Source organism: Christiangramia qingdaonensis (assembly GCF_048381525.1).
GTDB lineage: Bacteria > Bacteroidota > Bacteroidia > Flavobacteriales > Flavobacteriaceae > Christiangramia.
Window position 1 is genome coordinate 477,134 of record NZ_JBLWIM010000012.1, and the last position, 25,770, is coordinate 502,903.

General features: G+C 39.9%; 31 protein-coding genes. 17 read left to right on the forward strand and 14 right to left on the reverse strand.

The genetic code is table 11. From position 1 onward, the window contains the following. The first annotated feature begins 388 nt into the window (after nt 1-388). Entirely contained in the window at nt 389-685 is a 297-nt protein-coding gene (locus ACNI3T_RS07050) for a hypothetical protein (RefSeq protein ID WP_322301531.1), read from the forward strand. On the opposite strand, the gene ACNI3T_RS07055 is transcribed toward ACNI3T_RS07050, so the two are convergent. Next, nucleotides 682-1,269, reverse strand: coding sequence for a riboflavin synthase (locus ACNI3T_RS07055; RefSeq protein WP_418227219.1), 588 nt, complete (start codon nt 1,267-1,269; stop codon nt 682-684). The two genes, ACNI3T_RS07050 and ACNI3T_RS07055, sit on opposite strands and share 4 nt — an antisense overlap. Before the next feature lie 61 nt (nt 1,270-1,330). Here ACNI3T_RS07055 and pdxA point away from each other — a divergent pair, with 61 nt between their 5' ends. From pdxA to ACNI3T_RS07100, 9 genes are all read left to right on the forward strand, one after another. Beyond that, the gene (gene pdxA / locus ACNI3T_RS07060) at nt 1,331-2,377 is read left to right on the forward strand and encodes a 4-hydroxythreonine-4-phosphate dehydrogenase PdxA (RefSeq protein ID WP_418227220.1); all 1,047 of its coding nucleotides are present in this window, start codon (nt 1,331-1,333) and stop codon (nt 2,375-2,377) included. Nucleotides 2,378-2,472: 95 nt separating this feature from the next. Next, nucleotides 2,473-3,006, forward strand: coding sequence for a YceD family protein (locus ACNI3T_RS07065; RefSeq protein WP_141876328.1), 534 nt, complete (start codon nt 2,473-2,475; stop codon nt 3,004-3,006). Between the two features lie 13 nt (nt 3,007-3,019). After that, complete coding sequence (gene rpmF, locus ACNI3T_RS07070) at nt 3,020-3,217, forward strand: 50S ribosomal protein L32 (protein WP_298529348.1); 198 nt, start codon at nt 3,020-3,022, stop codon at nt 3,215-3,217. 180 nt (nt 3,218-3,397) lie between these two features. Next, nucleotides 3,398-4,396, forward strand: coding sequence for a beta-ketoacyl-ACP synthase III (locus tag ACNI3T_RS07075; protein WP_418227221.1), 999 nt, complete (start codon nt 3,398-3,400; stop codon nt 4,394-4,396). Nucleotides 4,397-4,413: 17 nt separating this feature from the next. Then, a complete protein-coding gene (accB, locus tag ACNI3T_RS07080) occupies nt 4,414-4,917 on the forward strand; it encodes an acetyl-CoA carboxylase biotin carboxyl carrier protein (RefSeq protein ID WP_322301527.1) in 504 nt (167 codons plus the stop codon). A gap of 65 nt (nt 4,918-4,982) precedes the next feature. Beyond that, nucleotides 4,983-6,332, forward strand: coding sequence for an acetyl-CoA carboxylase biotin carboxylase subunit (accC, locus tag ACNI3T_RS07085; RefSeq protein WP_418227222.1), 1,350 nt, complete (start codon nt 4,983-4,985; stop codon nt 6,330-6,332). Nucleotides 6,333-6,405: 73 nt separating this feature from the next. After that, nucleotides 6,406-7,527 (forward strand): NAD(P)/FAD-dependent oxidoreductase, encoded by a 1,122-nt coding sequence (locus tag ACNI3T_RS07090; protein WP_418227223.1) that lies wholly within the window; start codon nt 6,406-6,408, stop codon nt 7,525-7,527. Continuing rightward, on the forward strand, nt 7,524-8,195 hold the full coding sequence (gene mtgA, locus ACNI3T_RS07095) for a monofunctional biosynthetic peptidoglycan transglycosylase (RefSeq protein WP_322301524.1): 672 nt from the start codon (nt 7,524-7,526) through the stop codon (nt 8,193-8,195). The genes ACNI3T_RS07090 and mtgA overlap by 4 nt, the downstream gene beginning before the upstream one ends. A 6-nt stretch (nt 8,196-8,201) precedes the next feature. Continuing rightward, complete coding sequence (locus tag ACNI3T_RS07100) at nt 8,202-8,648, forward strand: transcription elongation factor (protein ID WP_418227224.1); 447 nt, start codon at nt 8,202-8,204, stop codon at nt 8,646-8,648. On the opposite strand, the gene ACNI3T_RS07105 is transcribed toward ACNI3T_RS07100, so the two are convergent. Then, the gene (locus ACNI3T_RS07105) at nt 8,641-9,606 is read right to left on the reverse strand and encodes an ABC transporter ATP-binding protein (RefSeq protein ID WP_418227225.1); all 966 of its coding nucleotides are present in this window, start codon (nt 9,604-9,606) and stop codon (nt 8,641-8,643) included. The two genes, ACNI3T_RS07100 and ACNI3T_RS07105, sit on opposite strands and share 8 nt — an antisense overlap. A 104-nt stretch (nt 9,607-9,710) precedes the next feature. On the opposite strand from ACNI3T_RS07105, the gene ACNI3T_RS07110 reads away from it, so the two are divergent. After that, nucleotides 9,711-10,307: an HAD family hydrolase gene (locus ACNI3T_RS07110; RefSeq protein ID WP_418227226.1), complete on the forward strand. Its 597-nt coding sequence runs from the start codon at nt 9,711-9,713 to the stop codon at nt 10,305-10,307. A gap of 73 nt (nt 10,308-10,380) precedes the next feature. Here ACNI3T_RS07110 and ACNI3T_RS07115 read toward each other — a convergent pair whose 3' ends face one another. The 5 genes from ACNI3T_RS07115 to ACNI3T_RS07135 form a co-directional block, all read right to left on the reverse strand. Next, nucleotides 10,381-12,537, reverse strand: coding sequence for a prolyl oligopeptidase family serine peptidase (locus ACNI3T_RS07115; RefSeq protein ID WP_418227227.1), 2,157 nt, complete (start codon nt 12,535-12,537; stop codon nt 10,381-10,383). Nucleotides 12,538-12,626: 89 nt separating this feature from the next. Continuing rightward, nucleotides 12,627-13,616: an aspartate-semialdehyde dehydrogenase gene (locus ACNI3T_RS07120; RefSeq protein WP_418227228.1), complete on the reverse strand. Its 990-nt coding sequence runs from the start codon at nt 13,614-13,616 to the stop codon at nt 12,627-12,629. Between the two features lie 185 nt (nt 13,617-13,801). Then, nucleotides 13,802-14,224: a large conductance mechanosensitive channel protein MscL gene (mscL, locus tag ACNI3T_RS07125; RefSeq protein ID WP_418227229.1), complete on the reverse strand. Its 423-nt coding sequence runs from the start codon at nt 14,222-14,224 to the stop codon at nt 13,802-13,804. Nucleotides 14,225-14,284: 60 nt separating this feature from the next. Next, entirely contained in the window at nt 14,285-15,394 is a 1,110-nt protein-coding gene (gene alr / locus ACNI3T_RS07130; protein WP_418227230.1) for an alanine racemase, read from the reverse strand. After that, entirely contained in the window at nt 15,387-16,031 is a 645-nt protein-coding gene (locus ACNI3T_RS07135) for a thymidine kinase (protein WP_322301516.1), read from the reverse strand. The genes alr and ACNI3T_RS07135 overlap by 8 nt, the downstream gene beginning before the upstream one ends. Nucleotides 16,032-16,222: 191 nt before the next feature. Here ACNI3T_RS07135 and ACNI3T_RS07140 point away from each other — a divergent pair, with 191 nt between their 5' ends. From ACNI3T_RS07140 to recJ, 4 genes are read left to right on the forward strand one after another with little or no spacing between them, the layout of a single operon-like run. Next, nucleotides 16,223-17,011, forward strand: coding sequence for a hypothetical protein (locus ACNI3T_RS07140; protein WP_418227231.1), 789 nt, complete (start codon nt 16,223-16,225; stop codon nt 17,009-17,011). 6 nt (nt 17,012-17,017) lie between these two features. Continuing rightward, nucleotides 17,018-17,689, forward strand: coding sequence for a 16S rRNA (cytidine(1402)-2'-O)-methyltransferase (gene rsmI, locus ACNI3T_RS07145; RefSeq protein WP_418227232.1), 672 nt, complete (start codon nt 17,018-17,020; stop codon nt 17,687-17,689). A 2-nt stretch (nt 17,690-17,691) separates the two neighbouring features. Next, nucleotides 17,692-18,261: a uracil-DNA glycosylase family protein gene (locus ACNI3T_RS07150; RefSeq protein ID WP_418227233.1), complete on the forward strand. Its 570-nt coding sequence runs from the start codon at nt 17,692-17,694 to the stop codon at nt 18,259-18,261. A gap of 54 nt (nt 18,262-18,315) precedes the next feature. Then, nucleotides 18,316-20,016: a single-stranded-DNA-specific exonuclease RecJ gene (gene recJ / locus ACNI3T_RS07155; protein WP_418227234.1), complete on the forward strand. Its 1,701-nt coding sequence runs from the start codon at nt 18,316-18,318 to the stop codon at nt 20,014-20,016. Here recJ and ACNI3T_RS07160 read toward each other — a convergent pair. Further along, nucleotides 20,013-20,771, reverse strand: coding sequence for a UDP-2,3-diacylglucosamine diphosphatase (locus ACNI3T_RS07160; protein ID WP_418227235.1), 759 nt, complete (start codon nt 20,769-20,771; stop codon nt 20,013-20,015). The genes recJ and ACNI3T_RS07160 overlap by 4 nt on opposite strands. A 136-nt stretch (nt 20,772-20,907) precedes the next feature. On the opposite strand from ACNI3T_RS07160, the gene ACNI3T_RS07165 reads away from it, so the two are divergent. Further along, nucleotides 20,908-21,279: a hypothetical protein gene (locus tag ACNI3T_RS07165; protein WP_418227236.1), complete on the forward strand. Its 372-nt coding sequence runs from the start codon at nt 20,908-20,910 to the stop codon at nt 21,277-21,279. 86 nt (nt 21,280-21,365) lie between these two features. Here the strand turns inward: ACNI3T_RS07165 and ACNI3T_RS07170 are convergent, their stop codons facing one another. Continuing rightward, entirely contained in the window at nt 21,366-21,818 is a 453-nt protein-coding gene (locus ACNI3T_RS07170; RefSeq protein ID WP_418227237.1) for a 6-pyruvoyl trahydropterin synthase family protein, read from the reverse strand. A 99-nt stretch (nt 21,819-21,917) separates the two neighbouring features. Between ACNI3T_RS07170 and ACNI3T_RS07175 the strand changes: the two genes are divergently transcribed. Next, the gene (locus tag ACNI3T_RS07175) at nt 21,918-22,571 is read left to right on the forward strand and encodes a 2OG-Fe(II) oxygenase (RefSeq protein ID WP_418227238.1); all 654 of its coding nucleotides are present in this window, start codon (nt 21,918-21,920) and stop codon (nt 22,569-22,571) included. A 110-nt stretch (nt 22,572-22,681) separates the two neighbouring features. Here ACNI3T_RS07175 and ACNI3T_RS07180 read toward each other — a convergent pair whose 3' ends face one another. From ACNI3T_RS07180 to ACNI3T_RS07200, 5 genes are read right to left on the reverse strand one after another with little or no spacing between them, the layout of a single operon-like run. Then, nucleotides 22,682-22,861 carry a hypothetical protein gene (locus ACNI3T_RS07180; RefSeq protein WP_418227239.1) on the reverse strand — a complete coding sequence of 60 codons (180 nt, stop codon included), beginning with the start codon at nt 22,859-22,861 and terminating at the stop codon, nt 22,682-22,684. Continuing rightward, the gene (locus ACNI3T_RS07185) at nt 22,836-23,021 is read right to left on the reverse strand and encodes a hypothetical protein (RefSeq protein ID WP_141876304.1); all 186 of its coding nucleotides are present in this window, start codon (nt 23,019-23,021) and stop codon (nt 22,836-22,838) included. The genes ACNI3T_RS07180 and ACNI3T_RS07185 overlap by 26 nt, the downstream gene beginning before the upstream one ends. Then, the gene (locus ACNI3T_RS07190) at nt 23,022-23,789 is read right to left on the reverse strand and encodes an enoyl-CoA hydratase/isomerase family protein (protein WP_418227240.1); all 768 of its coding nucleotides are present in this window, start codon (nt 23,787-23,789) and stop codon (nt 23,022-23,024) included. Nucleotides 23,790-23,845: 56 nt separating this feature from the next. After that, nucleotides 23,846-25,186 (reverse strand): MATE family efflux transporter, encoded by a 1,341-nt coding sequence (locus ACNI3T_RS07195; protein WP_418227241.1) that lies wholly within the window; start codon nt 25,184-25,186, stop codon nt 23,846-23,848. Between the two features lie 26 nt (nt 25,187-25,212). Continuing rightward, nucleotides 25,213-25,713 carry a GNAT family N-acetyltransferase gene (locus ACNI3T_RS07200; protein ID WP_418227242.1) on the reverse strand — a complete coding sequence of 167 codons (501 nt, stop codon included), beginning with the start codon at nt 25,711-25,713 and terminating at the stop codon, nt 25,213-25,215. Nucleotides 25,714-25,770 lie beyond the last annotated feature (57 nt).

Sequence of the window (25,770 nt, forward strand, 5' to 3'; positions counted from 1 at the left end):
ATTGATAAAGTATCAATGTTTCAAGTTTTAGATCTGCTAAAAGAATGGCGGAATAGAAGACAAAATCCCTTCGCAGGATAGTTCATAAGGCAGAACTCACTTACAGGAATTCCCGGTGTTGCTTAAGTAGAAGTTCTACCCCGAAATTAAAATATAGACGGAGCCTATTGCTATAAAGGCTTTTATTGCCTATTTTTGAAGGGACAGGGAGTTTTTGTATCTCTGTTATTCAGAGTGATGCGCGAATGATTTTTTAATTCTAAACTGATCTTTACGTATTTACGTAAATATTTCAGAAATTCACTCGCTAACAAATGACATATCGTTCATTTAATAGTATGTGTTTTCAGGTTAGCAGCCTGAAGCTTTGGGTGTTATACTTTTAATTATGAGCCGTTTGAGAATTTTGCTGCTTAGCTTAGGTTTATTCTTTGGAATAGCCACATCGGCCTATACTCAGATGTCACCTCCAGAACCTATGGCTCAGGACAATGGTAATGGACGTAAAGGTCCTCCGTGTGATCCTGGTAATGGGAACGGGAACGGTCCCGGCGGTAATGGAAATGGAAATGGTGTTCCTCCACCAGTTGGACTTTGCCTTCCTATAGACGATTATGTTTATATTTTGATGGGTGCAGGTCTGGTCGTTGGATGTTACCAGCTTAGAAAATTTGATCTTGCTTAGGAAAGCTCGGTGATTCGCTTTACATATTTCCCGATTACATCAAACTCAAGATTTACGGTATCTCCTTTTTGCAGATCTTTAAAATTCGTATGCTCATAAGTATAAGGAATGATCGCTACAGAAAATTCTGTCGCCTTGCTTTTCACAACGGTAAGACTTACTCCGTTGACAGTAATAGATCCTTTTTCGATCGTAAGATTTCCAACCGATGGGTCGTACTCAAAGGTGTAAAGCCAGCTACCTTCCGTTTCTTTTACTTCTTTACAGATGGCCGTCTGGTCAACATGTCCCTGTACTATATGCCCATCAAGTCGAGCACCTAGTTTCATGCCGCGTTCCAGGTTGACAGCATCTCCAGTCTTCAGCTTTCCTATACTTGTCTTGGTCAAGGTCTCCTGAACCGCGGTAACAGTATACATATTTCCTTCTATAGAAACCACTGTAAGACAAACACCATTATGAGAAACACTCTGGTCTATCTTTAATTCCGGAGTCATTTCCGCAGAAATCGTAAGATTCACATTGCCTTCCGACTTCTCTACAGCTACAATTTTTCCTATTTCTTCTACGATCCCTGTGAACATGCTATTCTATAATAATGGTTACATTTGTGTGTAAAATTAAAATATTATATCGGGAAAGTTTATGAAACAGGAGGAAATGATCAAACTAGGGATTAGCATTGGAGATCTGAATGGAATTGGGAGTGAGATCGTACTGAAGACTTTCGATGATGCTAGAATGCTGGAATTCTGTACTCCTATCATATTCGCATCTTCTAAGATCATCAATTTTCTTAAAAAACATTACAAGCTCTCATTGAACTTTCAGGGGATCGACGATCCTTCTAAGGCAATTGATGGAAAGATCAATGTGATGAATGTCTGGAAGGAGAATGTGAATATCAAGTTTGGTGAAGAAGATAATGAGATTGGTAGTTTTGCATTTAAATCTCTTGCTGCCGCCACTTCAGCATTAAAAAATGATAAGATCGATGTGCTGGTCACTGCGCCTATTAATAAGTCGACTATCCAGTCTGAAGATTTTAAGTTTCCGGGACATACAGATTATTTAGCCAGGGAACTTGGAGGTGAAAGCTTAATGTTCATGATCACAGATAATCTGAAGGTTGGTTTACTTACAGATCATGTTGCGTTGAAAGATATTGCTTCCGTCATAACTCCGGAACTCATAGAATCAAAGATCAATACCATCAGTAAGACCTTAAAACAGGATTTCAGGGTTCAGAAGCCTAAGATCGCTGTGCTGGGAATTAATCCTCATAGCGGTGATAATGGTGTCATCGGGAAAGAAGACGAGGAAACTTTGAAGCCTACGATTCATAAACTGAGAGATAAGGGACAGTTGGTATTTGGTCCTTATTCCGCAGATAGTTTCTTCGGCTCAAAAAATTATAAGAATTTTGATGCCGTGGTGGCTTCTTATCATGACCAGGGTTTGATCCCTTTTAAAACGTTATCCTTTGGAAGAGGTGTGAACTTTACCGCAGGATTGAAAAAGGTTAGAACTTCCCCAGATCATGGAACTGGTTTTGATATCGCAGGGAAGAACGAGGCAAATATTAATTCTTTTAAAGAGGCTGTATTCAAAGGGATCGAGATCTATAAAGCTCGTGAAGAATATAAGGTGCTCACAGAAAATCCGTTAAAGAAACAAGGCAGGAAGATATAAACAAAAATTTGTTTATAAAAAGAGCATAATTCATTAATTTTTATATCTTTGCACCCGCCTTAACGGAAACGTGAGGCACTCAAAACTGAGGAGAGATGAGGAATTTAGCGGAGTTTACGATCCCATTCAAGGGATTAAAGCTTGGGAAGCACCAGTTTGAGTATGAGTTAGATAACAGGTTCTTTGAACATTTTGAGTACGAGGAATTCAACAGTGCAGATGTAAAGATCGACCTGCTGTTTGAGAAGAAAAGCACCATGATGGAGCTTACTTTCAACGCAGGGGGAACAGTGAATGTTAATTGTGATCTTACCAACGAGCCTTACGATCAACCAATAGAGAACACACTTTTTCTGGTGATCAAGTTTGGCGATGAATTCAACAATGAAGATGAAGATCTACTTATTATTCCCCATGGAGAATATGAGGTAAATATTCAGCAATATATTTATGAGCTGGTGGTACTTGGTGTACCTGCAAAAAGAATTCATCCGGGTGTTGAAGACGGCACATTAGAATCTGATGTACTTGATAAGTTGGAAGAACACAGTTTGAAAAGTCAGAAAAAGAGAAATGAGGATGATATAGATCCTCGCTGGGACAAATTAAAAAATTTATTAAACGAATAATTAATAGGAAGCCATGGCACATCCAAAGAGAAAAATCTCGAAAACCAGAAGAGATAAGAGAAGAACACATTATAAAGCTTCAGCTCCAAAAGTTGCTGTAGACGCTGTAACGGGTGAAGCACACTTGTATCACAGAGCTCACTGGCACGAAGGTAAACTTTACTACCGTGGTCAGATCTTAATCGATAACACAGAAGAAGTAGAGGCTTAGTAAAGTCTTAGAGCTTTAAGAATTACAGGAAACTCTCACGTTGTGGGAGTTTTTTGTTTTTAGTTGATTAAGTCCCAAAAAGACCTTAATTTGCACGCCGGTTTGATTAATATTTAGTAATTTTCTAAGAATGAAGATATTATATTTCCTGCCGATGAAGGGTGAATTAAATCCAAATTTATGAGCAAAATCACAGCAGCGATTACGGCTGTAGGTGCTTATGTACCTGAAGATATTTTGACCAACAAAATGTTGGAAGAATTGGTGGATACCACAGATGAGTGGATCCTCAGCAGGACAGGAATTAAAGAAAGACGAATACTCAAAGATCCCTCTAAGGGAACTTCTTACCTAGCCGTAGAGGCAGCTAAAGATTTGATCAATAAGACAAATCTTGACCCGGCAGAAATAGACTTAATCATTTTAGGGACAGTATCTCCAGATATGCCAGTAGCGGCAACAGCCGTTCATGTGGCTTCTGAGATTGGTGCCGTTAATGCTTTTGGCTACGATCTGCAGGCGGCATGCTCTAGTTTCCTTTATGGAATGTCTACGGGAGCGGCCTATATAGAATCTGGAAGATATAAGAAAGTTCTGGTCATTGGTGCAGATAAGATGTCCTCTATACTTGATTATACAGATAGAACAACCTGTATTATCTTTGGTGATGGAGCCGGAGCTGTGCTAATGGAACCTAATTTTGAAGGTCTTGGATTACAGGATGAATTACTTAGATGTGATTCTATAGGACGTAATTCCCTCAAGATCGCTGCGGGCGGATCTCTATTACCACCTTCTGAAGAAACTGTTGCTAAAAAACTTCATTACGTCCAGCAGGATGGAAAGACTGTATTTAAGTTTGCGGTTTCAAACATGGCAGAAGTAAGTGCGCAGATTATGGAGAAAAACAATCTTACAAATAAAGATGTAGATTGGCTGGTGGCACATCAGGCCAACAAGCGTATAGTAGATGCGACTGCCAAGAGAATGAACCTTACAGATGAGAGCAAGGTATTAATGAATATAGAGAGGTATGGAAATACAACTGCTGCTACATTACCTTTGTTACTCAGTGATTACGAAAAACAATTTAAAAAAGGAGATAATTTAATATTTGCCTCTTTCGGAGGTGGCTTCACTTGGGGAGCTACTTACCTTAAATGGGCTTATAACTCATAAAAACCAACACCAATATTATGGATTTAAAGGAAATTCAGAATCTGATTAAATTTGTGGCTAAATCTGGCGCAAGTGAGGTTAAACTTGAAACAGGTGATGTAAAGATCACAATTAAAACAGGTTCAGACGATAAGGAAACTACCATAGTACAACAGGTTCCTATGGGAGGACAACAACTTCAGCAAATGCCAGCTCAACAGCAGGCTCCGGCTCAACAGGCTGCTCCTCAGGAAGCTGCTCCAGCCGCTGAAGACAAGAAAACTGCAGATGATGATTCTAAATATATCACTGTAAAATCTCCTATAATCGGGACATTCTACAGAAAGCCATCTCCAGACAAGCCAACTTTTGTAGAGGTTGGAGACTCTGTTAAAGAAGGTGATGTGCTTTGTATCATTGAAGCAATGAAACTTTTCAACGAGATCGAAAGTGAAGTATCTGGAAAGATCGTAAAAGTACTGGTAGATGATTCATCTCCTGTAGAATTCGATCAGCCACTTTACCTGGTAGATCCGTCATAAATTACTGCCCATTTTAACACCTGAAAGCCCATTTATGGGCTTCAGAACTTTAAAAGCAACTAGGTATGTTTAAAAAAATATTGATTGCAAACAGGGGAGAAATCGCACTTCGTGTGATTCGTACCTGTAAGGAAATGGGAATAAAAACGGTAGCAGTTTACTCTACTGCAGATGCTGAAAGTCTACACGTTAGATTTGCAGATGAAGCGGTTTGTATTGGACCAGCACCAAGTAACCTTTCCTATCTAAAGATTTCTAATATCATCGCTGCGGCAGAGATCACCAATGCTGATGCGATCCACCCGGGCTACGGTTTTCTTTCTGAAAATGCTAAATTTTCAAAGATCTGTGAAGAACATGATATCAAATTCATTGGAGCTTCACCGGAGATGATCAGCAAAATGGGAGATAAAGCAACAGCAAAAGCTACAATGAGAGCGGCTGGTGTTCCTTGTGTTCCTGGATCTGAAGGTATTATCGAGGATTTTAAAGAATGTAAAAAATTAGCTAAGGAAATTGGCTATCCTGTGATGCTGAAGGCAACTGCCGGAGGTGGAGGTAAAGGGATGCGAGCTATCTGGAAAGAGGAAGAGCTGGAACCAGCGTGGGAATCTGCCCGTAAAGAAGCAGCAGCATCATTTGGTAATGATGGAATGTATATGGAAAAGCTTATTGAGGAGCCACGCCATATTGAGATCCAGATCGTAGGAGACAGTAGCGGTAAAGCCTGTCATCTTTCTGAAAGAGATTGTTCCGTTCAACGACGTCATCAGAAACTTACTGAAGAAACTCCGTCACCATTCATGACAGATACGCTACGTAAGAAAATGGGTGATGCTGCGGTAAAAGCTGCTGAATATATCAAATATGAAGGTGCGGGTACTGTTGAATTCCTGGTAGATAAGCATAGAAATTTCTATTTTATGGAAATGAATACGCGTATCCAGGTTGAGCACCCAATTACAGAGCAGGTGATCGATTACGATCTTATTCGTGAGCAGATCCTTGTAGCTTCTGGAGTGCCAATTTCAGGTAAAAATTATACTCCGCAGTTGCATTCTATCGAGTGTAGAATCAATGCAGAAGACCCGTATCATAACTTTAGACCATCACCGGGGAAGATCACCAATCTTCACGCACCGGGAGGTCATGGAGTTCGTATCGATACCCACGTTTATAGTGGTTACGTGATCCCTCCAAATTATGATTCTATGATCGCGAAATTGATCACGACCGCTCAAACAAGAGAGGAAGCGATCAATAAAATGAAGCGTGCGCTGGACGAGTTTGTGATCGAAGGTGTGAAAACCACGATTCCATTCCACCGCCAGTTGATGGATCATCCAGATTATATAGAAGGTAATTATACTACTAAATTCATGGAGGATTTTAAAATGAAACCTCTGGAAGAATAAAAAACTAACCCCGGAACTTCCGGGGTTTTTTATGCGCTACTTTTTGTAATTTGCCCTGAAACTGAAAACGAACATGAATCTTTCCTTCTGGGAACACGAATCCTGGATCAATAATGTCGACTATTGTATTATAGGCAGTGGTATCACGGGTTTAAACTGTGCTTTGCAGCTAAGAAGATCAAGACCAGCGGCCAAAATTCTCATTCTCGAGAAAGGGCTACTTCCAGAAGGAGCTAGCACCAAAAACGCCGGGTTTGCCTGCTTCGGAAGTATATCTGAAATCCTTGATGATCTCAAAACTTTATCTGAAGACGAAGTGGTTGAACTAGTAGAAAAACGTCGTAACGGACTCTCATTACTTCGTAAGAATCTGGGTGACCCACAGATCGATTTTCAGCAGAATGGAGGATACGAGCTTTTTACCAGATCAGATGAAGAATTGTACCAGCGCAGTGTGGGGGCTATTCCAGGAATTAATAAAATTCTGAAACCGGTCTTTGGAGAGTCCGTTTTCAGAGAAACTTCCAATTCCTTTGGCTTTAGTAATATCATGCCGAGACTTATTGTTAATCAGTTTGAGGGCCAGATTGACACCGGTAAGATGATGCAGACACTTTTGAAGAAAGTATCTTCTGAAAATATACAGGTGCTCAGCGGTATCAAAGTAAATTCATTTTTCGATGAAGAACATTCCGTCCGGATCGAAACAGATAAGTTTCAAATTTCAGCTAAAAAATTATTGATCGCCACCAATGGGTTTGCATCCAGCCTTGGACTTGAAGATGTGAAACCTGCCCGTGCACAGGTGTTGATCACCAAACCTATCAAGAATTTAAATCTTAAAGGCACTTTTCATCTGGACAGAGGCTATTACTATTTTCGAAATATTGGAAATCGTGTCCTTATTGGCGGTGGTCGTAACCTGGATTACGAAGCTGAAGAGACTGAACAAATGGGCACAACCAGTCTTGTCCAGAACAAACTTGAGCACTTATTGAAAACCTGTATCTTGCCTGAGACCAAGTTCGAAATAGACAGAAGGTGGAGTGGGATCATGGGGATTGGATCCTCAAGGCCACCAATAATGAAGTCACTTTCCAGAAATGTAAGCTGTGGAGTTCGCCTTGGCGGAATGGGGGTCGCAATTGGTAGCCTGGTTGGTAGAGACCTGGCCGAAATAACATTGAATTCATGATTAGAAAATTTTTTAGTTTCATCTTTAAGATACTTCTTGGACTGTTCCTGTTTAGTATTGCTATCGTTGTGATCTACAAATGGGTGCCAGTTCCTTTCACGCCTTTAATGGTGATACGTTACTTTGAAAATCCAGAGGAAGATATTCAGCACGATTGGGTAGCAATAAATGAAATTTCAGGCCATCTCCAAAAAGCAGTTATCGCAAGCGAAGACCAGAATTTCCCTTCTCATAGTGGCTTCGATTTTAAAGCGATCAAGGAAGCTATGGAAGATAATCGCAATGGAAGAAAGATTCGCGGAGCAAGCACAATTTCACAACAAACCGCGAAAAACGTTTTCCTGTACCCGGGAAGAACCTGGTTTCGGAAAGGTCTGGAAGCATATTTTACTTTCTTGATCGAAATTATATGGGGCAAAGAACGAATTCTGGAAGTCTATCTGAATAGTATTGAAATGGGTAAAGGAGTCTATGGCGCGCAAGCTGCATCATTACATTGGTTTGGTAAGGATGCGGTAAACCTCGGTGCGTATGAAGCTGCGGCCATTGCTGCTGTTTTACCAAATCCAAGGGTATATCGCGCAAGTCCGGCGTCTTCTTTTATCGCAAACAGAAAGAACTGGATCGTAAGACAGATGCAAAATCTTGGTAAACTCAGCTTAGACTAAATGGAAATGCTTAAACAAGAATTGCTAGATAAATGTGAGGATTTTATTCAGCAAAAAACAACCGCTTTGCATAATGCGATGCAGGGATTAAAACAGGATCTTGAGAATGAATCCAAGAGTAGTGCCGGAGACAAGTTTGAGACGGGCCGAGAAATGATCAACATTGAATGGAATAAACTCAGCAATCAATTACAGCAGTATGAACAAATGCAGTCTGTTATAAAGCGGATTAATGTACAGACCGACTCTAACATCGTAAAAGCCGGTAGTATCATTTTTACTGAAAATGCAAATTATTTCATTTCTATTCCAGCGGGAGAATTAATTGTTGAGGATACAAAATTCTATGCGATAGGTAGCAAAGCTCCAGTTGCTACCGCCATGCTTGGAAAAACTGAGAATGACAGCTATACTTTTAATCAGCAGGAGGTGCTTATTAAAAAGATTATTTAATTCGGCCTTCCAACACCCCATCCTTCACTTTAAAACAAATCTTTTCGCCAGCTATTAATTCTTCATGGTGATCTATTAGTATAGTTCTATTTCCTGCTGAAACTTCAACCAGGAATACCTCTCCTTTAAAATATGATTTCCTTACTGTAGCTTCGGTACCAGATTGTGTGATCTTTAATTCATGAGGATAGACCACTACTTTGTCATTACTGTCATGATCTATTTTCAGCAACTTTATGGGAATATGATTTACGTCTCCAAACAGGCGGGCGACATAATGATTTTGCGGATGTTCATATAACTCCCGGGGAGTTCCCTGAGCATAGATCCTTGAGTTTTTGAGAACAAAAGTCCTATCGGCAAAAGCCAGCGCATCGGTACTATCGTGTGTGGCAATGATACAGGTAATATTCTGCTCCTTCAGGTAAGCAAAAAGCTTTCTTCTCAACTTATTTTTTCTGAAGTGATCTATATGGCTAAAAGGTTCATCGAGTAACAGAATTTCTGGTTCCTTCGCCAATGCACGAGCCAAAGCGATTCTTTGCTGCTGCCCGCCACTTAATAATTTCGCTTTTTTATCAGCAAGATCGGTCATTTCTACAACCTCCAGCAATTCTTTGATTCGGCGTGTTTTCTTGACAGGATAAAAATTACTCAGATATTTCCCCACATTATCAGCAGCGCTTAGCGGTAACATCAAATCGAAATCCTGGGCGAGATATTTAATAAAATCTTCCCCGGGAACCAGGTTGAAATTAGGACCTAGAAGCTCTTTGTCCTTCCAAATGATCTTTCCTTCTGTATGTAAGAGTCCGTAGATGAGTTTTAGCAAGGTGCTTTTACCACAGCCACTTTCACCAATGATCGAAATGTTCTCAGCCGGTTTAATATTCATATTGATATTCTTCAATACAGGCTCAGTATCGTAGGCGAAGGAGACGTTCTTAAGCTGAAGCATAGGTTAAATTCTTGTTGAAATTATCATAATATAAGTTTCCGTAAAAGGCTATTTACGTAACTTATTTTAAAGCTAAAGAACATAAATTAGAATAGAATCATCGAATGCAAAAAATAGTCGTTTACGATCTTAATAAGACCTTATATCAAAAATCTTCCAAAGATGAATTTTTCAAATTCGTATGTTATAAAAATGGGTATAAGTTGATAAGACTTGCCCAGCTTGGATGGTTAAAAATGCTGGGAAACATGCGGCTTGTGAGCAAAACTGATTTCAAAGAGAACTTTTACGATTATCTCAAAAACCTGGATCCTGAAACGGTGAACAAGTATGCAAAGCAATTCTGGAACCTGGAATACCCGGAATTCTTCAGAGAAAAAATGCTGGAAGATATTCAGAAATTCGATGAGCAGGGCATTAAAGTGTTTGTGGTCACCGGAGGATTCGAAGTCTATACGAAATACCTTGAACAAATTCTTCCTGTTCAGGTACTTGGAACAAGAACAACTTATAAAAATGGTAATTATACTATTGAAGGCAAGGCTTGTAACGATGAAGAGAAAATAAGACGTTTAGACGAAGCACTTGGTGAGTATGAATTGCTGGAAGCTTACTCAGATGATGATGAAGAGATCCTACATAAAGCTGAAAAAGGTTTTCTGGTAGACGAGGAGTCTGGAGAATTAAAAAAGGTAAACTAAAGCTTCCTGACATAAAATAAAAAAGCACGGCTAAAGAGCCGCGCTTTTTTTGTGATCCAGATGATCAACAATATTAATCTTTAGTAATCTCTTTCAGTTCATTTGGAAGTGCTTCAAAACCCATGTTATATAAAGTGAAACCGAAGATATCTGCATATTCTTCAATAATCTTACTGGTTGGTTTTCCGGCACCATGACCGGCATTGGTCTCAATTCTAATAAGCGTAGGATTAGTTCCTTCTTGCTTATCCTGTAGTTCAGCAGCAAATTTAAAAGAATGTGCAGGTACTACACGGTCGTCATGATCTCCAGTTGTAACCAGCGTCGCAGGATATTCAGTACCTGCTTCAACGCTATGCACTGGAGAATAGTTATAAAGATACTGGAACATTTCTTTGTTATCTTCCGAAGTACCATAATCATACGCCCAACCTGCACCCGCAGTAAAGGTATGATATCTTAACATGTCCATTACTCCAACAGCAGGCAATGCTACTTTCATAAGATCAGGTCGCTGAGTCATAGTTGCACCTACCAGCAATCCACCGTTAGAACCACCTCTTACAGCAAGATAATCGCTGGAAGTATAATCATTGTCGATCAGGTATTCTGCAGCAGCAATGAAATCATCGAATACATTCTGCTTTTTAAGCTTTGTACCTGCATCATGCCATGCTTTTCCATATTCACCACCACCTCGAAGGTTAGGAACAGCATAAACACCACCTTGCTCCAGCCACACGCTCATCGCAGTGCTAAAACCTGGAGTCAGGCTCACATCAAATCCTCCATAACCATAAAGGATCGTTGGATTCTTTCCGTTAAGCTGAGTTCCCTTCTTGTAGGTAATGATCATTGGGATCTTTGTACCATCCTTTGATTCATAGAATACCTGTTCGCTGGTAAACTGTTCCGGATCAAAATCTATGTTTGGTTTATTGTAAACTTGAGAAGTCCCATTTTCAATATCATATTTATAAATAGTACCCGGAGTCACGTAATTCGTGAAGCTATAGTAAAGCACATCTTTGTCTTTCTTTGCTCCAAAACCTCCGGCAGAACCTACGCCTGGAAGTTCTACTTCACGCACAAGTTTCCCGTCATAATCGTATTGCTTCACTTTTGAAATGGCATCTACCATATACTCTGTAAAGAAATAACCACCACCGGTTGAAGGACTCAGAACATGCTCGGTTTCCGGGATAAAATCTTCCCAGTTCTCGGGACTTGGATCGCTGGCGTCAACGGTCACGATCTTCTTATTTGGCGCGTCAAGATTGGTCACGATAAATAATTTGCTACCTTCATTTTCGATCACATAAGAATCGGTATCCTGATTATCTAAAATTGTAACCAGTTCCGGAGATTCCTTCTGAAGGTCCATTATATAGAGTTCCCCTCCAGAAGTTGAATTACGTGCTGAAATGATCAGGTAACGGTTATCTTCAGTAACACTTCCTCCTACATAACGGCGTTTTTGTGCTTCAGAATTTCCAAAGATGATCTGGTCGTCACTTTGTGGCGTTCCCAGTTTATGGTAATATAATTTATGCTGATCTGTCTTCGCTGAAAGTTCACTTCCATCAGGCTTATCAAAGCTAGAGTAGTAAAAACCTTCATTGCCTTTCCATGAAACTCCGCTGAACTTTACATCCTTGATCGTATCGCCAAGAATCTTCTTATCATCAGCATTCATTAAAATGATTTTTCTCCAGTCGCTTCCACCTTCAGAAATAGCATAGGCTAGCTTTTTTCCATCTTCGGAAAAACTCATTGCTGCAAGTGAGGTAGTACCATCTTCACTGAATTTATTCGGATCTAAAAATACTTTTGCTTCAGCTTCTTCTGATTCACGGCGATAAAGAACACTTTGATTCTGAAGTCCGTCGTTTTTAAAGAAATAGATCTTTCCACCTTCAGTAAAAGGAGCGCTCAGTTTTTCATAATCCCATAATTTGGTAAGACGTTCCTTCAGTTTATTTCTGTACGGAATATTCTCAAGGTAATCGAAAGTTACCTCGTTCTGTCTTTTTACCCAGTTCTCGGTTTCCTCGCTACGATCATCCTCCAGCCAGCGATATGGATCTTTAACCTCGGTTCCAAAATAATCGGTTACTGTATCAACTTTCTTGGTTTCAGGATAGTTCAATTTGCTTTGGTTTTGACTTTGGGCACTTAGTGAGCCGGCAACTAACCCCAGCCCAATAATGCCTGAATAGATTTTCTTCATAAATTCTTAGTTTAGACACCTAAAATAAGAATAAAAAAGCCTGAATCTGTAGAGTTTCAGGCTTTTAAGTAAAATTTTAAAATTGTGGATTAGAGTAGTTTCTGCTCTAGTAAATATTCTGCGATCTGCACTGCATTTGTCGCTGCACCTTTACGGAGGTTGTCAGCAACGATCCACATATTTAATGTATTTGGCTGGGAATGATCCCTTCGAATTCTACCTACAAAAACATCATCTTTTCCTTCCGCATAAATGGGCATAGGATAAGTATTCAATTCCGGGTTATCCTGAACGGTGATTCCTGGAAAATCACTCAGGATCTTTCGAACATCTGCTTCCTCAAAATCTTTATGAAACTCGATATTCACCGATTCTGAATGTCCACCAACTACCGGAATTCTAATCGCGGTTGCTGTCACGTTTACTGAATCATCACCGAGAATTTTCTTGGTTTCGTTCGTTAACTTCATTTCCTCTTTGGTGTATCCATTTTCCTGGAATACGTCGCAATGTGGCAACGCATTTTTATGAATTGGATAAGGATAAGCCATTTCTTCTTTTTTGCCTGCATACTCGTTCTCCAGCTGTTGCACAGCTTTCACGCCAGTTCCAGTGATGGACTGGTAGGTTGAAACAACCACTCGCTTGATAGTATAAGCATCATGCAATGGTTTTAAGGCCATTAATAACTGTATTGTAGAACAGTTAGGATTCGCAATGATCTTATCTTCTTCTGAAAGCAGGTTAGCATTGATCTCGGGAATGATAAGTTTGTGCTTTGGATTCATTCTCCATGCTGAAGAATTATCTATCACGGTTGTTCCTGCGGAAGCAAATTTTGGAGCCCATTCTAATGAAGTGTCTCCACCAGCTGAGAATATGGCTACTTCCGGTTTCATGGAAACTGCGGTTTCAAGGCTTACTACTTCGAAATCTTTACCATTATAGGCTAATTTCTTACCTACAGATCTTTCAGAAGCTACAGGAATAAGTTCGGTAAGTGGAAAATTACGTTCTTCCAGTACTTTAAGCATTACGCTTCCTACCATCCCGGTTGCTCCAACTACAGCTACTTTCATAATTTACTTACTTTAAAAAGTGAATTGCAAAGTTATCGCTTGGAAATTATTATGAATGCTTCACTATCAAAAATTTCAGGAATTATAAAAAATTGAACCAATTTCAGATTCTTGTTAAAAAAAGACCCCTGGTTTTCGCCAGGGGTTTAGTTTGAGAATGAGTAATGTAGCGGTAAGCGTACGTCTTAAATATTCTTCTTTCTTAGTTCGTCACGAATCTCAGTAAGTAAAACTTCTTCCTTTGATGGTCCAGCAGGAGCTGCAGCTTCTTCTTTCTTCTTTGTCTTTTCGTAAGCTCTCAGGAATATAAATATAAACAGACCAACGATAATAAAGTAAATAATTGCCTGTATCAAATTACCGTAGGTAAGAATTGCAGCTTCAGCTTCAATCGCAGCTTCGAGACTTTCGTATTCTACACCATCCAGAGAAATAAATTGCTGGGTTAGATCTGCTCCACCGGTGAGTAATCCAATGATGGGCATGAAAATATCTGCAACAACAGAAGAAATAACTTTGTTAAAAGCAGCTCCAATAATTACTGCAGTAGCCAGTGCTACGATATCCTTCTTAAGTAGGAATGCTTTAAAATCTAAAAAAAAACTCATGAATTATAGTTGTTAGTTGATTTCCAAATGTATAAAATTTTCTTAAATTTTTAAGATTTGTTATTCGGGTATTACAATTCGTGTAACTCTGCGTTGTATTCCGGTGATCAATTCATAAGAAATAGTGCCTCCAGCTTCAGCAAATTTCACTGGATGCTGAGGTCCTCCAAAAACGATTACTTCATCACCTTCTTCACATGAAATATTGGTCACATCTACCATGATAATATCCATGCATACATTACCAGCGATAGGAGCATATTCACCATTTATAAAGACTCCGGCCTTTCCTTTTCCGTAGATCCTGTTGATCCCATCAGCATGACCCAAAGGCAGTGTTGCGATGCGAGTAGGTTTCTCCACTTTGAACGCGCGGTTGTAGCCTACCGTATCACCTTTGTCCAGACTTCTAATCTGGGAAATGATCGTTTTAAGCGTAGAAATTGGTCTTAGTTCAGGATCAATATTTTTATCATTTCCATAACCATATAATCCTATCCCGCTGCGCACCATACTAAAAGCCGATTTCGGGTAATTAATCACGCCAGAAGTATTGCAAATATGGAGTATTGGTTCATAGTCCAGGTCGGCAATCAATTCCCAGGTCATTTTCCTGAAAAGGTCGATCTGTCCTACCGTGAATTCACGTTCTTTCCAGTCCTCACTTGCCGCGAGATGGGAAAAAACAGAAGCGATCTTCAGGCTGGAAGTACTACCAATGATTTCCTTGATAGTTCCAATCTCTGGATGATCAAAACCAAGCCTGTTCAAACCGGTATTCAGCTTAATATGAACAGGGTAATTCTTTTGATTTTTAGCTTCAGCAGTCTCTATAAAAGAACGTAGAATTTTTTCGCTGTATAAATTAGGCTCGAGACAATGCTCGATAATATCTTCGAAATGTGTGAATTGTGGGTGTAATACCAGAATAGGTTTGGTGATCCCGTTTTTACGAAGATGAATTCCTTCTTCCACATAGGCAACCGCAAAATAATCGGTGCCAAGTTCTTCCAGTTTTCTGGCAATGACAACTGAATCGTTCCCATAGGCAAAAGCTTTTACTACAGACAAGAACTTTACTCCATCATCGATCTTTGCTCTTAAATATCTGTAATTATGTGCCAGTGCTCCAAGATCAATCTCAAGAACCGTCTCTTTGGCTTCAGGCATTTTCTTCGGTTTTTTTAGCATTCAATTCTTCGACATTCACATCAAGCTTTTTCACTCGCTCCCGCAGCATAGCCTTGTAGTAAGCAGCACGACTTAATGGTTCATATTCTTCATTTTCGCCTAGAAAAACCAGGTCATCATTAATAGCTTTACGATAGCTGAACTGGGCAAGATTTCCAGTTCTGGTACAAACAGCATGCACTTTCGTAACGTACTCTGCAGTGGCCATTAAATTAGGCATAGGTCCAAAAGGATTTCCTTTAAAATCCATATCCAGGCCGGCCACGATCACTCTAATTCCCTGGTTGGCAAGATCATTACAAACCGTTACGATCTCATCATCAAAGAATTGTGCTTCATCGATCCCAACTACGTCACAACCATCTGCAAGTAACCGGATATTGGAAGCGGAAGGTACAGGAGTAGATCTTATTTCATTGGAATCATGAGATACGACCATTTCCTCGTCATACCTAACATCAATCGCAGGTTTGAAGATCTCAACATTCTGTTTTGCAAATTTTGCGCGTTTGAGTCGGCGTATCAATTCTTCCGTTTTTCCGGAAAACATTGACCCGCAAATAACTTCAATCCACCCAAATTGCTCTTCGTGATTTACTGTATTTTCGAGAAACATTTTGTATTTTTCAAATCGAAACGGGAAATACCTCTTTCGTATAAAGGTGGAACAAATTTATTAAAAATACAACCCGGAGACGGGGCGAATCTTGAAAGTTATGAAATGAGTAGTAACCTAATTTGCCTACCTATAAATATCATTATTTGCAAATTGCTTCTGACCGATAGAAAACATATAAAATTAAACCGATGAAAAAGAAAATTGAGGCTGATCTGGCGGAGATCGCGGAAAAAATCCTTCAGAATAAAGGGAATTTCAACACGATGGAGCTGAAGGAAAATGCTTTACGTCTCTATGAAAAACTGACTGTTCTTGCTTTTACTGAAAAACATCTTTCCGAAGAAGTTCCTCAGCAAACAGAAGCGATAAAACAGGAAGAAGAGGCTACTCCTAAACCTAAGGTGAAAGATCTGCCTGAGCCTCCAGCACAATTATCTGCATACGATGAATTTTATCCAGATGGCACTGAATTCAATGAAGATTCAGACGCGATTACCGAACCTAATACTGAAAAGATCAAGGATATTGTAGCGCAAATGCCGCCTGAAAGTCAGTCTGTAGATCTTTTTATGAATCATATCAACGATGCGCCAGAAGTATCCAATTCGGCACCCTATTCACAACAGGTTGAGGAGAAGAAAGATTTCAGAAATATAGGTGTGGATTATGATAATTTGCCAGATTTTGAACCGGTAAAGCATGTTCCAGCCAATGATAAACCCAGGTCCTTAAATGACCGACTGAAAAAAGGAATCAATATTGGCCTTAACGAGCGTCTTGCCTACATAAAACATCTTTTTGGTGGAGATACTGCAGATTATAACCGTGTACTATCTCAGCTAAATACCTTTACCAGCCTGGAAGAAGCTTCAAAATTTATAGACCTGGTTGTAAAGCCAGATTATAATAACTGGCAGGGTAAAGAAGCATACGAAGAGCGTTTTAGAGCTCATATACAGAACAAGTTCGGGAAATAAACGTTTATGGGTAAATTATACCTGGTTCCCACGCCAATTGGGAATCTCGAGGATATCACATTGAGAGCGATCCGTATTCTCAAGGAAGTTGATCTTATTCTGGCTGAAGATACCCGAAATAGTGGTAAACTACTGAAGCACCTGGAAGTTCAAACTCCCATGCAGAGTCACCACATGCATAATGAGCATAAGACAGTAGATCATATTGTCTCACGAATTAAAGCCGGCGAGACTATCGCACTTATTAGTGATGCGGGAACTCCTGCAATTTCAGACCCTGGATTCTTATTAACCCGGGCCTGCGTAGAAGCTGGTATTGAAGTAGATTGCCTTCCCGGGGCTACGGCCTTTGTTCCGGCACTGGTCAATAGCGGGCTTCCAAATGACAAATTTGTATTTGAAGGATTTCTTCCGGTGAAAAAAGGTAGACAAACGAGACTCAAAATTCTTGCTGAAGAAACCCGCACGATGATTTTTTACGAATCACCGCATAAACTACTTAAGACATTAGGCCACTTTCAGGAATATTTTGGCGACGATCGTCGTGTTTCTGTCTCCCGTGAGATCACCAAAATGCATGAAGAAACCGTTCGTGGAAGTATACCTGAAGTTCAAGAACATTATACCGCAAATCCGCCAAAAGGAGAGTTGGTAGTAATAGTTGCAGGAAAAGCCTGATCTTGGAAGAATTATTATCCATCATACGAGATTGCAAAGTTTGCAAGGAACATTTGCCACTTGGGCCAAGACCCATCATTGAAGCAACATCAAATTCTAAAATCATTCTTATTAGTCAGGCGCCGGGAAGAGTGGTGCACGAATCTGGGGTAGCCTGGAACGATCAAAGTGGTAAGAAGCTAAGAGAATGGCTGGGAGTTGATGAAAATACTTTTTACGATCACGACAATTTCGCTATTCTGCCCATGGGTTTCTGCTATCCCGGAAAAGCAAAAACCGGCGATCTACCACCAAGGAAAGAATGCGCTCCATTATGGCATGAGGAGGTTCTTCAATATTTAAAAAACGTGAAGTTGAAGATCCTTATTGGTGCTTATGCTTCCAATTATTACCTCGGAAAGGAAAATAATCTAACGGTTAAAGTTCATGAGTACGAGCAATACCTTCCAGAGTACTGGCCTTTACCGCATCCTTCCCCGGTAAACCGATTCTGGAGAATGAAAAACCCGGAATTCGAGTCGGCTATAGTTCCTGCACTTCAGCAAAAGATAAGGGTGATAATAGGGGAATAAGTCGCTTAGATTAGAAGTAGAATTTTATTACTTTCGGCTGAAATTTGAACGACTATGAAGACGCGCTGGACCCTGAAGCCAAAACCCGATCCTATCACAGCACAGGCTCTTGCCGAAAAGCTTGGAACCGGACTGGCAGTTTCGAAATTACTGGTTCAGCGGGGAATTACCACCTTTGAAGAAGCAAAGAAATTTTTCAGACCTCAGTTAGATGGTTTACACGATCCTTTCCTGATGAAGGACATGGACAGGGCAGTAGCCAGGATAGAACAGGCGATGGAAGCTGGAGAAAATATCATGGTCTATGGAGATTATGATGTAGATGGAACTACCAGTGTCGCGCTAATGTCTTCTTTTCTGAAATTCAGATATCCCAATGTGACCACTTATATTCCAGACAGGTATGCTGAAGGTTATGGTGTATCCTACCAGGGAATAGATTATGCTGAAGATAATGACGTGAGTCTCATTATTGCCTTAGACTGCGGAATCAAAGCGATCGATAAAGTGGCTTATGCCAGAAAAAAAGGAATTGATTTTGTGATCTGTGATCATCACCGTCCAGGCAATGAAATTCCAGAAGCTGTAGCGGTACTTGATCCAAAAAGGAGTGATTGTAATTATCCTTATGACGAACTATGCGGCTGCGGTGTTGGTTTCAAACTAATCCAGGCGATCACTATTAAGAACAATGAACCTAAAGAGACTTTACTTCCCTACCTCGATCTGGTAGCTACGGCCATTGGAGCAGATATTGTTCCCATCACTGGCGAAAACAGGATTCTCGCTTATCATGGTTTGCATGTGATCAATGTTGCACCCCGAAAAGGGATTCAGAGTTTGCTTGGCGAACGTAAAAATGTAAGTATTACAGATGTTGTTTTTATCGTAGCTCCAAGGATTAATGCTGCGGGTAGAATGAAACATGGTTTGCATGCGGTAAATCTGCTTACGGAAGAAGATGAAGCTATCTCTGCAACTTATGCGGAAGAAATAGAGACCTATAACACAGATCGGAGAAGTACAGATAAAAGTATTACGGAAGAAGCGAAACAGCAAATTCTGGATCTTCAAGAAGAAAATCGACTAACCACCGTAGTCTATGATGAACAGTGGCACAAAGGTGTGATTGGGATTGTAGCTTCCAGGTTAACCGAAACCTGGTATCGCCCAACGCTTGTTTTTACAAAGAGCGGGGAACGTCTTGCAGCGTCTGCAAGATCTGTAAAAGGTTTTGATGTGTACGAAGCCCTGGAAGCCTGTAGTGAACATATCGAGCAATTTGGTGGGCATAAGTATGCAGCGGGGTTGACACTGCTGGAAGCCGAATATGATAATTTCAAAAGAAAGTTTGAAGAGGTAGTTTCACAAACGATCGACAGGCAGCTTCTTACTCCTGAAATTGCCATAGATACCGAATTAGATCTGAAAGATATTACGCCAAAATTCTACCGGATCCTGAAACAATTCGCTCCTTTTGGTCCAGGGAATATGTCGCCGGTTTTCCTTACCCGGAATTTAACCGATACTGGCTTCGGAAAATGTGTTGGTGCAGATAAAACTCACCTGAAATGCCAGGTAAAACAGGAAGGCTCAAACGTAAAATTTGATGTAATTGGCTTTAACCTGGGCGAAAAACTGAATTTGATAGAACAGGGGAAAAAGTTCGACGCTGTTTTTAGTCTCGATGAAAATACCTGGAATGGTTATACCACGATTCAGCTTAGACTGAAGGATATACGAGAAAGTATTTAGAAAACCAACTTTTCCAGTTTAAGATCCTTACCGTCGAACTGCGCAAATGTGTAATGGTTGATCCAATCACCGGTATTAATATAAGTAGCCTTACCGTCTAGATCGATCTCCATAGGTAAATGCCTGTGACCAAAAAGAAAGTAATCGTAGTCTTTTTGCTCCAGTTTACGCCTGCAGTATTGTATAAGCCATTCTTTTTCCTCACCTAAGAACTTCATGTCTTCTTCTCCTGAGATCGCTTTATTCTTTACTGAAAAATACTGCGCTAAGGGAACTCCAAGATCAGGATGCAGCCAACGGTAAAACCATTTGGAAAGCGGATTGGTAAAGACCTTTTTCATTCTTTTGTAGCCATGATCTCCGGGGCCTAATCCATCTCCATGACCCACGAGGAATTTCTTTCCTGAGAATTCGAACTCCTTGGGTTTATGATAGACTGGAATATTTAATTCCTTCTGAAAATAATCCTGCATCCATAGATCATGATTTCCTACAAAAAAATAGATGGGGATCCCTGAATCTCTAATTTCGGCCAGTTTACCTAATGTTCGAACAAAGCCTTTTGGAACCACGTGTTTATATTCAAACCAGAAATCAAAGAGGTCTCCCAGAAGGAAAATTGCCTCTGCATCTTCTTTGATCTCTTCTAGCCATTTTACAAACCTGGCTTCTCGAGGCCTGCTTTCTTCATGAGTAGGTGCGCCCAGATGATTATCACTGGCGAAATATATTTTTTTTCCTGGGGAAACTTTCATGGTTTACAACTTATGGCGAAGATAGAAATTCTACTGAAACTTCTTTTTTAATAGAAGACTTAAAGCATTCTAAAAACGCATCGCCAGAAGCTCAGAAATTATTAATTTAGAGATTAAATCCATAAATATTGCTAATATGAAATTTACGAAACTATTTTCTATCGCTTTTTTAATGATTTGTGGTTTAATGAGTTACCAGGTAAATGCCACAAATATTGACAATAATCCGGAAATTGGTGATTGTCTTCTAATCCAGTCCCCGGAGAATACCACGTACACAGCCTTGAATATGCCAAAGCTTAACTTCGTTGTGAAGAAAGGTGGAGTGGCAAATTACAAGTCGGTTAAAAACACCCTGGTTGAGGTGGTGAAAATTTCGAAGAACAAAAAAGGTGAAAGCGTGGTAACACTACAAAGGGTAGACGGCGCTAAGATCCTTGGTCTAAAAAAATCTGTAAGTGCCAATTATGATCAAGCTTTGCAAATTGGAGAATTAAAAAAGGCATAATTCAGGCTTTGCGCAAGGGATAGCAGCGAAAAGCTCCCGTTTTTCACGGGACTTGTAGCGTATAGCCCGACCCGAAGGGTTGCGCCCTAACTATTATCACTGGCATACCACTCTGCGAACGAAGTTTCAGTTTCCTGCAATTTCAAAGAGTGAAGCTTGATATGTTCAGGTAAATGTTTAGAAATTTTGGCTGCAAAATCTATTACCATATTTTCACTGGTAGGCTGGTAGTCGACCAGGATCACATGATGACCACGGGATTTCAACTCTTTTGCCAGCTCTAAGTGTGGTGTGTTTTTGTTAAATACGGTCGCGTGATCAAACTGGTCTACGATCTCAGATTTTACGATCTTTTTTAGATCCCCAAAATCGATCACCATCCCCAATTTTACATGTTCGCGGTCTGTAATAGGTTCGCCAATAACTGTGACGCCAAGTTTATAAGAATGTCCATGTACGTTGCGACATTTGCCATCGTATCCATACAGGGCGTGACCGGTTTCAAAAGTAAATTGTTTGGTGATTCGAATCTTGCTCATTATGCAGTTATTTTGTGCAAAGATAATTGGAATTTTTAAGGCGAAATTTTTAACACCAACGAATTGAATTAAAATTTACATTTGCGAAATTTTTCGCACATGATCCTTCAAGAAAAGGAGTTATTTGAACAGGTAGATTTCGAGCTCAATGAGCTTTATGAAACCATCATTACTGACATAGCAGAACAAAAATATAGCATTGTTGATGGTTTCTTTAATCCTGCTGAGGTAGACCTGCTTAGGTCAACGCTTATAGCCAAACATAAGGAAGATGCTTTCAAGAAAGCTGCAATTGGGAATAGAACCAATGAGCTTATTGAAAAATCTGTTCGGGGAGATTTTATTCTATGGATGAATGAAGCTACAGCTGAACCTGCTGAATCCATATTTTTTCAAAAGGTTAATGATCTGGTGCAATACCTGAATCGTACATGTTTTATGGGAATACTCCATAAGGAATTTCATTATGCACTATATCCGGAAGGAACTTTCTACAAGCGACATCTTGATACTTTTCAAAATGATGGGAGACGTAAATTGTCCATGGTTTGTTACCTGAATAACGAAAACTGGACACCTGAAAATGGTGGTGAACTAAGTATTTATACTACGAACAACGGCAAGGAAGAGGAGTTAAAAATTTATCCTTTACCTGGTAGAATGGTTATTTTTGAAAGTCAGGAGCTGGAACATGAAGTTAAAACTGTCAAAGTTCCAAGGCTGAGCATTACGGGCTGGTTAAAAACGAGGTAATTACTTTCTAAACTTCTTATAAAGCACTACTACAATAAGAATAATGGCAAGAAGGATCCAAAAACCCATTCCGCTTAAAAAGCTTAGAAATTCCCAGGTATCCTGTTCCATTAGTTCTTGTATTTTCGGTTGTTACGAACTCTCCAGCGGTAACGTGCGTAAACGAATATGACTATTAAAAATAGTATTGCCAGTAGATACCACAGGTTTTCTGTGATGAATTCCTGAAGGGTCCATCCCCATTCCTGGTACTTATTTGGATCCTTATCTTTCGGGAGGTGTTCCTGCATCGGGTGTGTTTTTAACGTATTTCCACATGAATATAACGGCGATCAATCCAATAACCAGTGCGATCAAAAGATAGATATTCTCACCAAGAAAAGTTCCTATCGTGTAACCCATCTCGTAAGCTTCATCTTTTTCAGGCTTGATAGATTGTATCGAACTCATCTATTTTCTAAATTTTGAAAGCGCATTTTTTGTAAAATCTGAAAGCACCAGTTCTCCGGAAACAGCAGCCCTTTCTTCCAGCAATTGCGGCCAGTGATCCGTATCTTTCCAGAGGATTTTCTTCATTTCAGTAAGTGCCTGCGGATTATAGGAAGCAAGCTTTTCAGTAAATAGTGATATTTCCTTGTCCAAGTCTTTAGCAGATTCAAAAACACGAGCAAACAAACCTTTTTCTTTTGCCCAATATGCATTCTTCCATTCATGAGCTGCCAGAGTGAGTTCTGCCAATGCAGCGGTACCCATTTTTCTTTCTACCGCCGGAGCGATCACAAAAGGACCAATTCCAATACTCAATTCTGAAAGTTTAATCGAAGCAGCTTCCGTAGCGAATGCATAATCACAGGCAGCGGCAAGTCCAACACCACCACCAACTGTTTTACCATGAATTCTTCCTACGATCAGTTTTTTACATACTCTCATGGCATTAATTACTCCCGCAAAACCAGAAAAGAATTTCTTACCATCTTCAAGATTATCGATATTGATAAGTTCATCAAAAGATGCACCGGCACAAAAAGCTTTTTCACCTTCAGATTTTAGAATGATCACGGCTACATCCTTATTTTCGGAAAGGCTGTGAATCTCATCTTCCAGTCTTTTCAGAAGAACCGACGGAAAAGAATTACTGGCCGGGTGGCCAAATTCCAGTGTTGCTATCTTCTGGTCTATATTGGTAAATAAACTTCCGTTCTCGCGGTTGGTACTCATAATGTAAAACGATTTTACTCAAAAATAAGATTTCTAAGTATATCTCTTGATCGTCTTTAGACTTCTTTGTGAAGATATTTTCTTCGGAAATATATAACTAAAGTACTGCTTCGAATGAGCATCCATACAAAGAACGCGATCCAGATCGCATAGAGTTTCAGTCCAAAATGATCTGCGAGCAGAAGTGCAGGAGTGAAGCCAAGGAAAGTTGCAACCAGTAAGACATTTCGCAAATATTTTGCTTCTCCCAGTCCTTTAAAGATTCCGTCGAACATAAAGGCGATAGCATTTACGGGTTGCATGATCAAAACTATCCAGAAAACTGAAGAGAATAATGCCAGTACACTTGCTTCTTTATTAAATAACAAGCCGATCTGATCATATAATGCAAAGCAAATCCCCATTAGAATTAGCGCTATAAGTACGGCATATTTACTTATTTTTTTACTCAGTTCCCATAAATTCTTATAATCCCTGGCGCCCAGTAATTTTCCTCCGATCGCGTTTCCAGCATTGGCATATCCATCTATAAAAAAGCTGAAGAACAGCCAGATGTTCATAAGAATGCTCTGAGCCGCTATATAGTTCTTACCATAATCTGTCGCGTAAGCGTTTGCCAGATAGATGGCAAAATTAAGAGCAGCAGTTCTTATGAACAGGTTTGCTGCCATAAGCAATAAAGGTTTCATCTGCGGATTGATCTTTAGACTCAACTTCAAATGAAATGGTGTTTTCCTGAAGTAGAACCAGAGTGCCATGATAAGCATAGTCGCCTGCGCAGCAAGACTGGCATACGCGGCACCTTCAAGATGCATTGCCGGTACAAGCCCGTTTATTCCATAAACCAGAATATAGTCCAGAACTATATTCACCGCTGCTCCGGTTAGACTGCATTTCATTGCCCAAAGGGTGTTCTGTAAACCTCTAAAAACGCCGAAGATCGCGAAGGTTACCAGTGTTAGGGGATATCCCAGTGCCCTGATCTTATAATAACTTTCAGAATACTGCAGAATTAGACCATCAGCATTATACGCGCTGAAGATCGCTTCAGCAAAGATCGCTGTAGTAGCATAAATCACCAGGCTGAACAGAAAATTAAAAAGGATAGTTTGAGGAATAAGGGTCTTGACAGCATGTAAGCGATTTGCTCCCAGATGCTGAGATACGGTTGCTGAAATCGCAGTTTTGGTTTGCGCTACAATCCAGATGATGGCAGAAAGAAAAGAACCTACGATTCCTGCAGCGGCCAGGGCTTCTATGGAATTTTCTTCTACATTTCCAATAACTGCAATATCGGTTAGTGATATTAAAGGTTCTGCGATACCTGCTATGATCGCCGGGATCGCGATCTTATTAATATTACCAAAACTTACAGAATTTCCCGGTTTTGAGGCCATATTCAGCAAATATAGAAGCCTTTATACTACAAAAGCAACTCGTAACAATAAAAAGGAGCTTCGCTTTGCTTCGGAAAATAGATATTACCCAGTCTCTGGTATCCGCGTGCTTCGTAAAATTTATGATTCCGCTTATTTAAACTGAAGGTATCAAGTCTTACCGATTCATACTTCTCTTCTCTGGCAAAGTTTTCGGCAAAGTCCATTAATTCTTGTCCTAATCCAGAACCCCACTGTTCAGGATGTGTGGCCAGCCTGTGAACATAAAGGTTATTCTCTGTTTTGCTCAACCAGTTAATAGGATCATACTGCTCATCCTTAACCGGAGTGAGGACGATTATGCCCATAATGACATCCTTTGAAACTAGCTTGAATAGTTCCTTCTTTTCTACATCCGCCTGTAATTTTTCGATGGAAGGATAGTGTTCATTCCATTGATAGATTCCCTGTTCGATCATCGCTTCGGCACAGGCTTCAGTTAGTTTTTTAATCTCCTGGAGGTCGCTATTTTCAGCTCTTTTGATCATTTATTACTAATAAAATAAACATTTTCATATTTATGAAAAATCATTACATTTGCTCAA

Bases quoted from the DNA above. Each gene is read 5' to 3' on its own strand.
- ACNI3T_RS07050 (WP_322301531.1), top strand. From the start codon at position 389: ATGAGCCGTTTGAGAATTTTGCTGCTTAGCTTAGGTTTATTCTTTGGA.
- ACNI3T_RS07055 (WP_418227219.1), bottom strand. From the start codon at position 1,269: ATGTTCACAGGGATCGTAGAAGAAATAGGAAAAATTGTAGCTGTAGAG.
- pdxA (WP_418227220.1), top strand. From the start codon at position 1,331: ATGAAACAGGAGGAAATGATCAAACTAGGGATTAGCATTGGAGATCTG.
- ACNI3T_RS07065 (WP_141876328.1), top strand. From the start codon at position 2,473: ATGAGGAATTTAGCGGAGTTTACGATCCCATTCAAGGGATTAAAGCTT.
- rpmF (WP_298529348.1), top strand. From the start codon at position 3,020: ATGGCACATCCAAAGAGAAAAATCTCGAAAACCAGAAGAGATAAGAGA.
- ACNI3T_RS07075 (WP_418227221.1), top strand. From the start codon at position 3,398: ATGAGCAAAATCACAGCAGCGATTACGGCTGTAGGTGCTTATGTACCT.
- accB (WP_322301527.1), top strand. From the start codon at position 4,414: ATGGATTTAAAGGAAATTCAGAATCTGATTAAATTTGTGGCTAAATCT.
- accC (WP_418227222.1), top strand. From the start codon at position 4,983: ATGTTTAAAAAAATATTGATTGCAAACAGGGGAGAAATCGCACTTCGT.
- ACNI3T_RS07090 (WP_418227223.1), top strand. From the start codon at position 6,406: ATGAATCTTTCCTTCTGGGAACACGAATCCTGGATCAATAATGTCGAC.
- mtgA (WP_322301524.1), top strand. From the start codon at position 7,524: ATGATTAGAAAATTTTTTAGTTTCATCTTTAAGATACTTCTTGGACTG.
- ACNI3T_RS07100 (WP_418227224.1), top strand. From the start codon at position 8,202: ATGCTTAAACAAGAATTGCTAGATAAATGTGAGGATTTTATTCAGCAA.
- ACNI3T_RS07105 (WP_418227225.1), bottom strand. From the start codon at position 9,606: ATGCTTCAGCTTAAGAACGTCTCCTTCGCCTACGATACTGAGCCTGTA.
- ACNI3T_RS07110 (WP_418227226.1), top strand. From the start codon at position 9,711: ATGCAAAAAATAGTCGTTTACGATCTTAATAAGACCTTATATCAAAAA.
- ACNI3T_RS07115 (WP_418227227.1), bottom strand. From the start codon at position 12,537: ATGAAGAAAATCTATTCAGGCATTATTGGGCTGGGGTTAGTTGCCGGC.
- ACNI3T_RS07120 (WP_418227228.1), bottom strand. From the start codon at position 13,616: ATGAAAGTAGCTGTAGTTGGAGCAACCGGGATGGTAGGAAGCGTAATG.
- mscL (WP_418227229.1), bottom strand. From the start codon at position 14,224: ATGAGTTTTTTTTTAGATTTTAAAGCATTCCTACTTAAGAAGGATATC.
- alr (WP_418227230.1), bottom strand. From the start codon at position 15,394: ATGCCTGAAGCCAAAGAGACGGTTCTTGAGATTGATCTTGGAGCACTG.
- ACNI3T_RS07135 (WP_322301516.1), bottom strand. From the start codon at position 16,031: ATGTTTCTCGAAAATACAGTAAATCACGAAGAGCAATTTGGGTGGATT.
- ACNI3T_RS07140 (WP_418227231.1), top strand. From the start codon at position 16,223: ATGAAAAAGAAAATTGAGGCTGATCTGGCGGAGATCGCGGAAAAAATC.
- rsmI (WP_418227232.1), top strand. From the start codon at position 17,018: ATGGGTAAATTATACCTGGTTCCCACGCCAATTGGGAATCTCGAGGAT.
- recJ (WP_418227234.1), top strand. From the start codon at position 18,316: ATGAAGACGCGCTGGACCCTGAAGCCAAAACCCGATCCTATCACAGCA.
- ACNI3T_RS07160 (WP_418227235.1), bottom strand. From the start codon at position 20,771: ATGAAAGTTTCCCCAGGAAAAAAAATATATTTCGCCAGTGATAATCAT.
- ACNI3T_RS07165 (WP_418227236.1), top strand. From the start codon at position 20,908: ATGAAATTTACGAAACTATTTTCTATCGCTTTTTTAATGATTTGTGGT.
- ACNI3T_RS07170 (WP_418227237.1), bottom strand. From the start codon at position 21,818: ATGAGCAAGATTCGAATCACCAAACAATTTACTTTTGAAACCGGTCAC.
- ACNI3T_RS07175 (WP_418227238.1), top strand. From the start codon at position 21,918: ATGATCCTTCAAGAAAAGGAGTTATTTGAACAGGTAGATTTCGAGCTC.
- ACNI3T_RS07180 (WP_418227239.1), bottom strand. From the start codon at position 22,861: ATGCAGGAACACCTCCCGAAAGATAAGGATCCAAATAAGTACCAGGAA.
- ACNI3T_RS07185 (WP_141876304.1), bottom strand. From the start codon at position 23,021: ATGAGTTCGATACAATCTATCAAGCCTGAAAAAGATGAAGCTTACGAG.
- ACNI3T_RS07190 (WP_418227240.1), bottom strand. From the start codon at position 23,789: ATGAGTACCAACCGCGAGAACGGAAGTTTATTTACCAATATAGACCAG.
- ACNI3T_RS07195 (WP_418227241.1), bottom strand. From the start codon at position 25,186: ATGGCCTCAAAACCGGGAAATTCTGTAAGTTTTGGTAATATTAATAAG.
- ACNI3T_RS07200 (WP_418227242.1), bottom strand. From the start codon at position 25,713: ATGATCAAAAGAGCTGAAAATAGCGACCTCCAGGAGATTAAAAAACTA.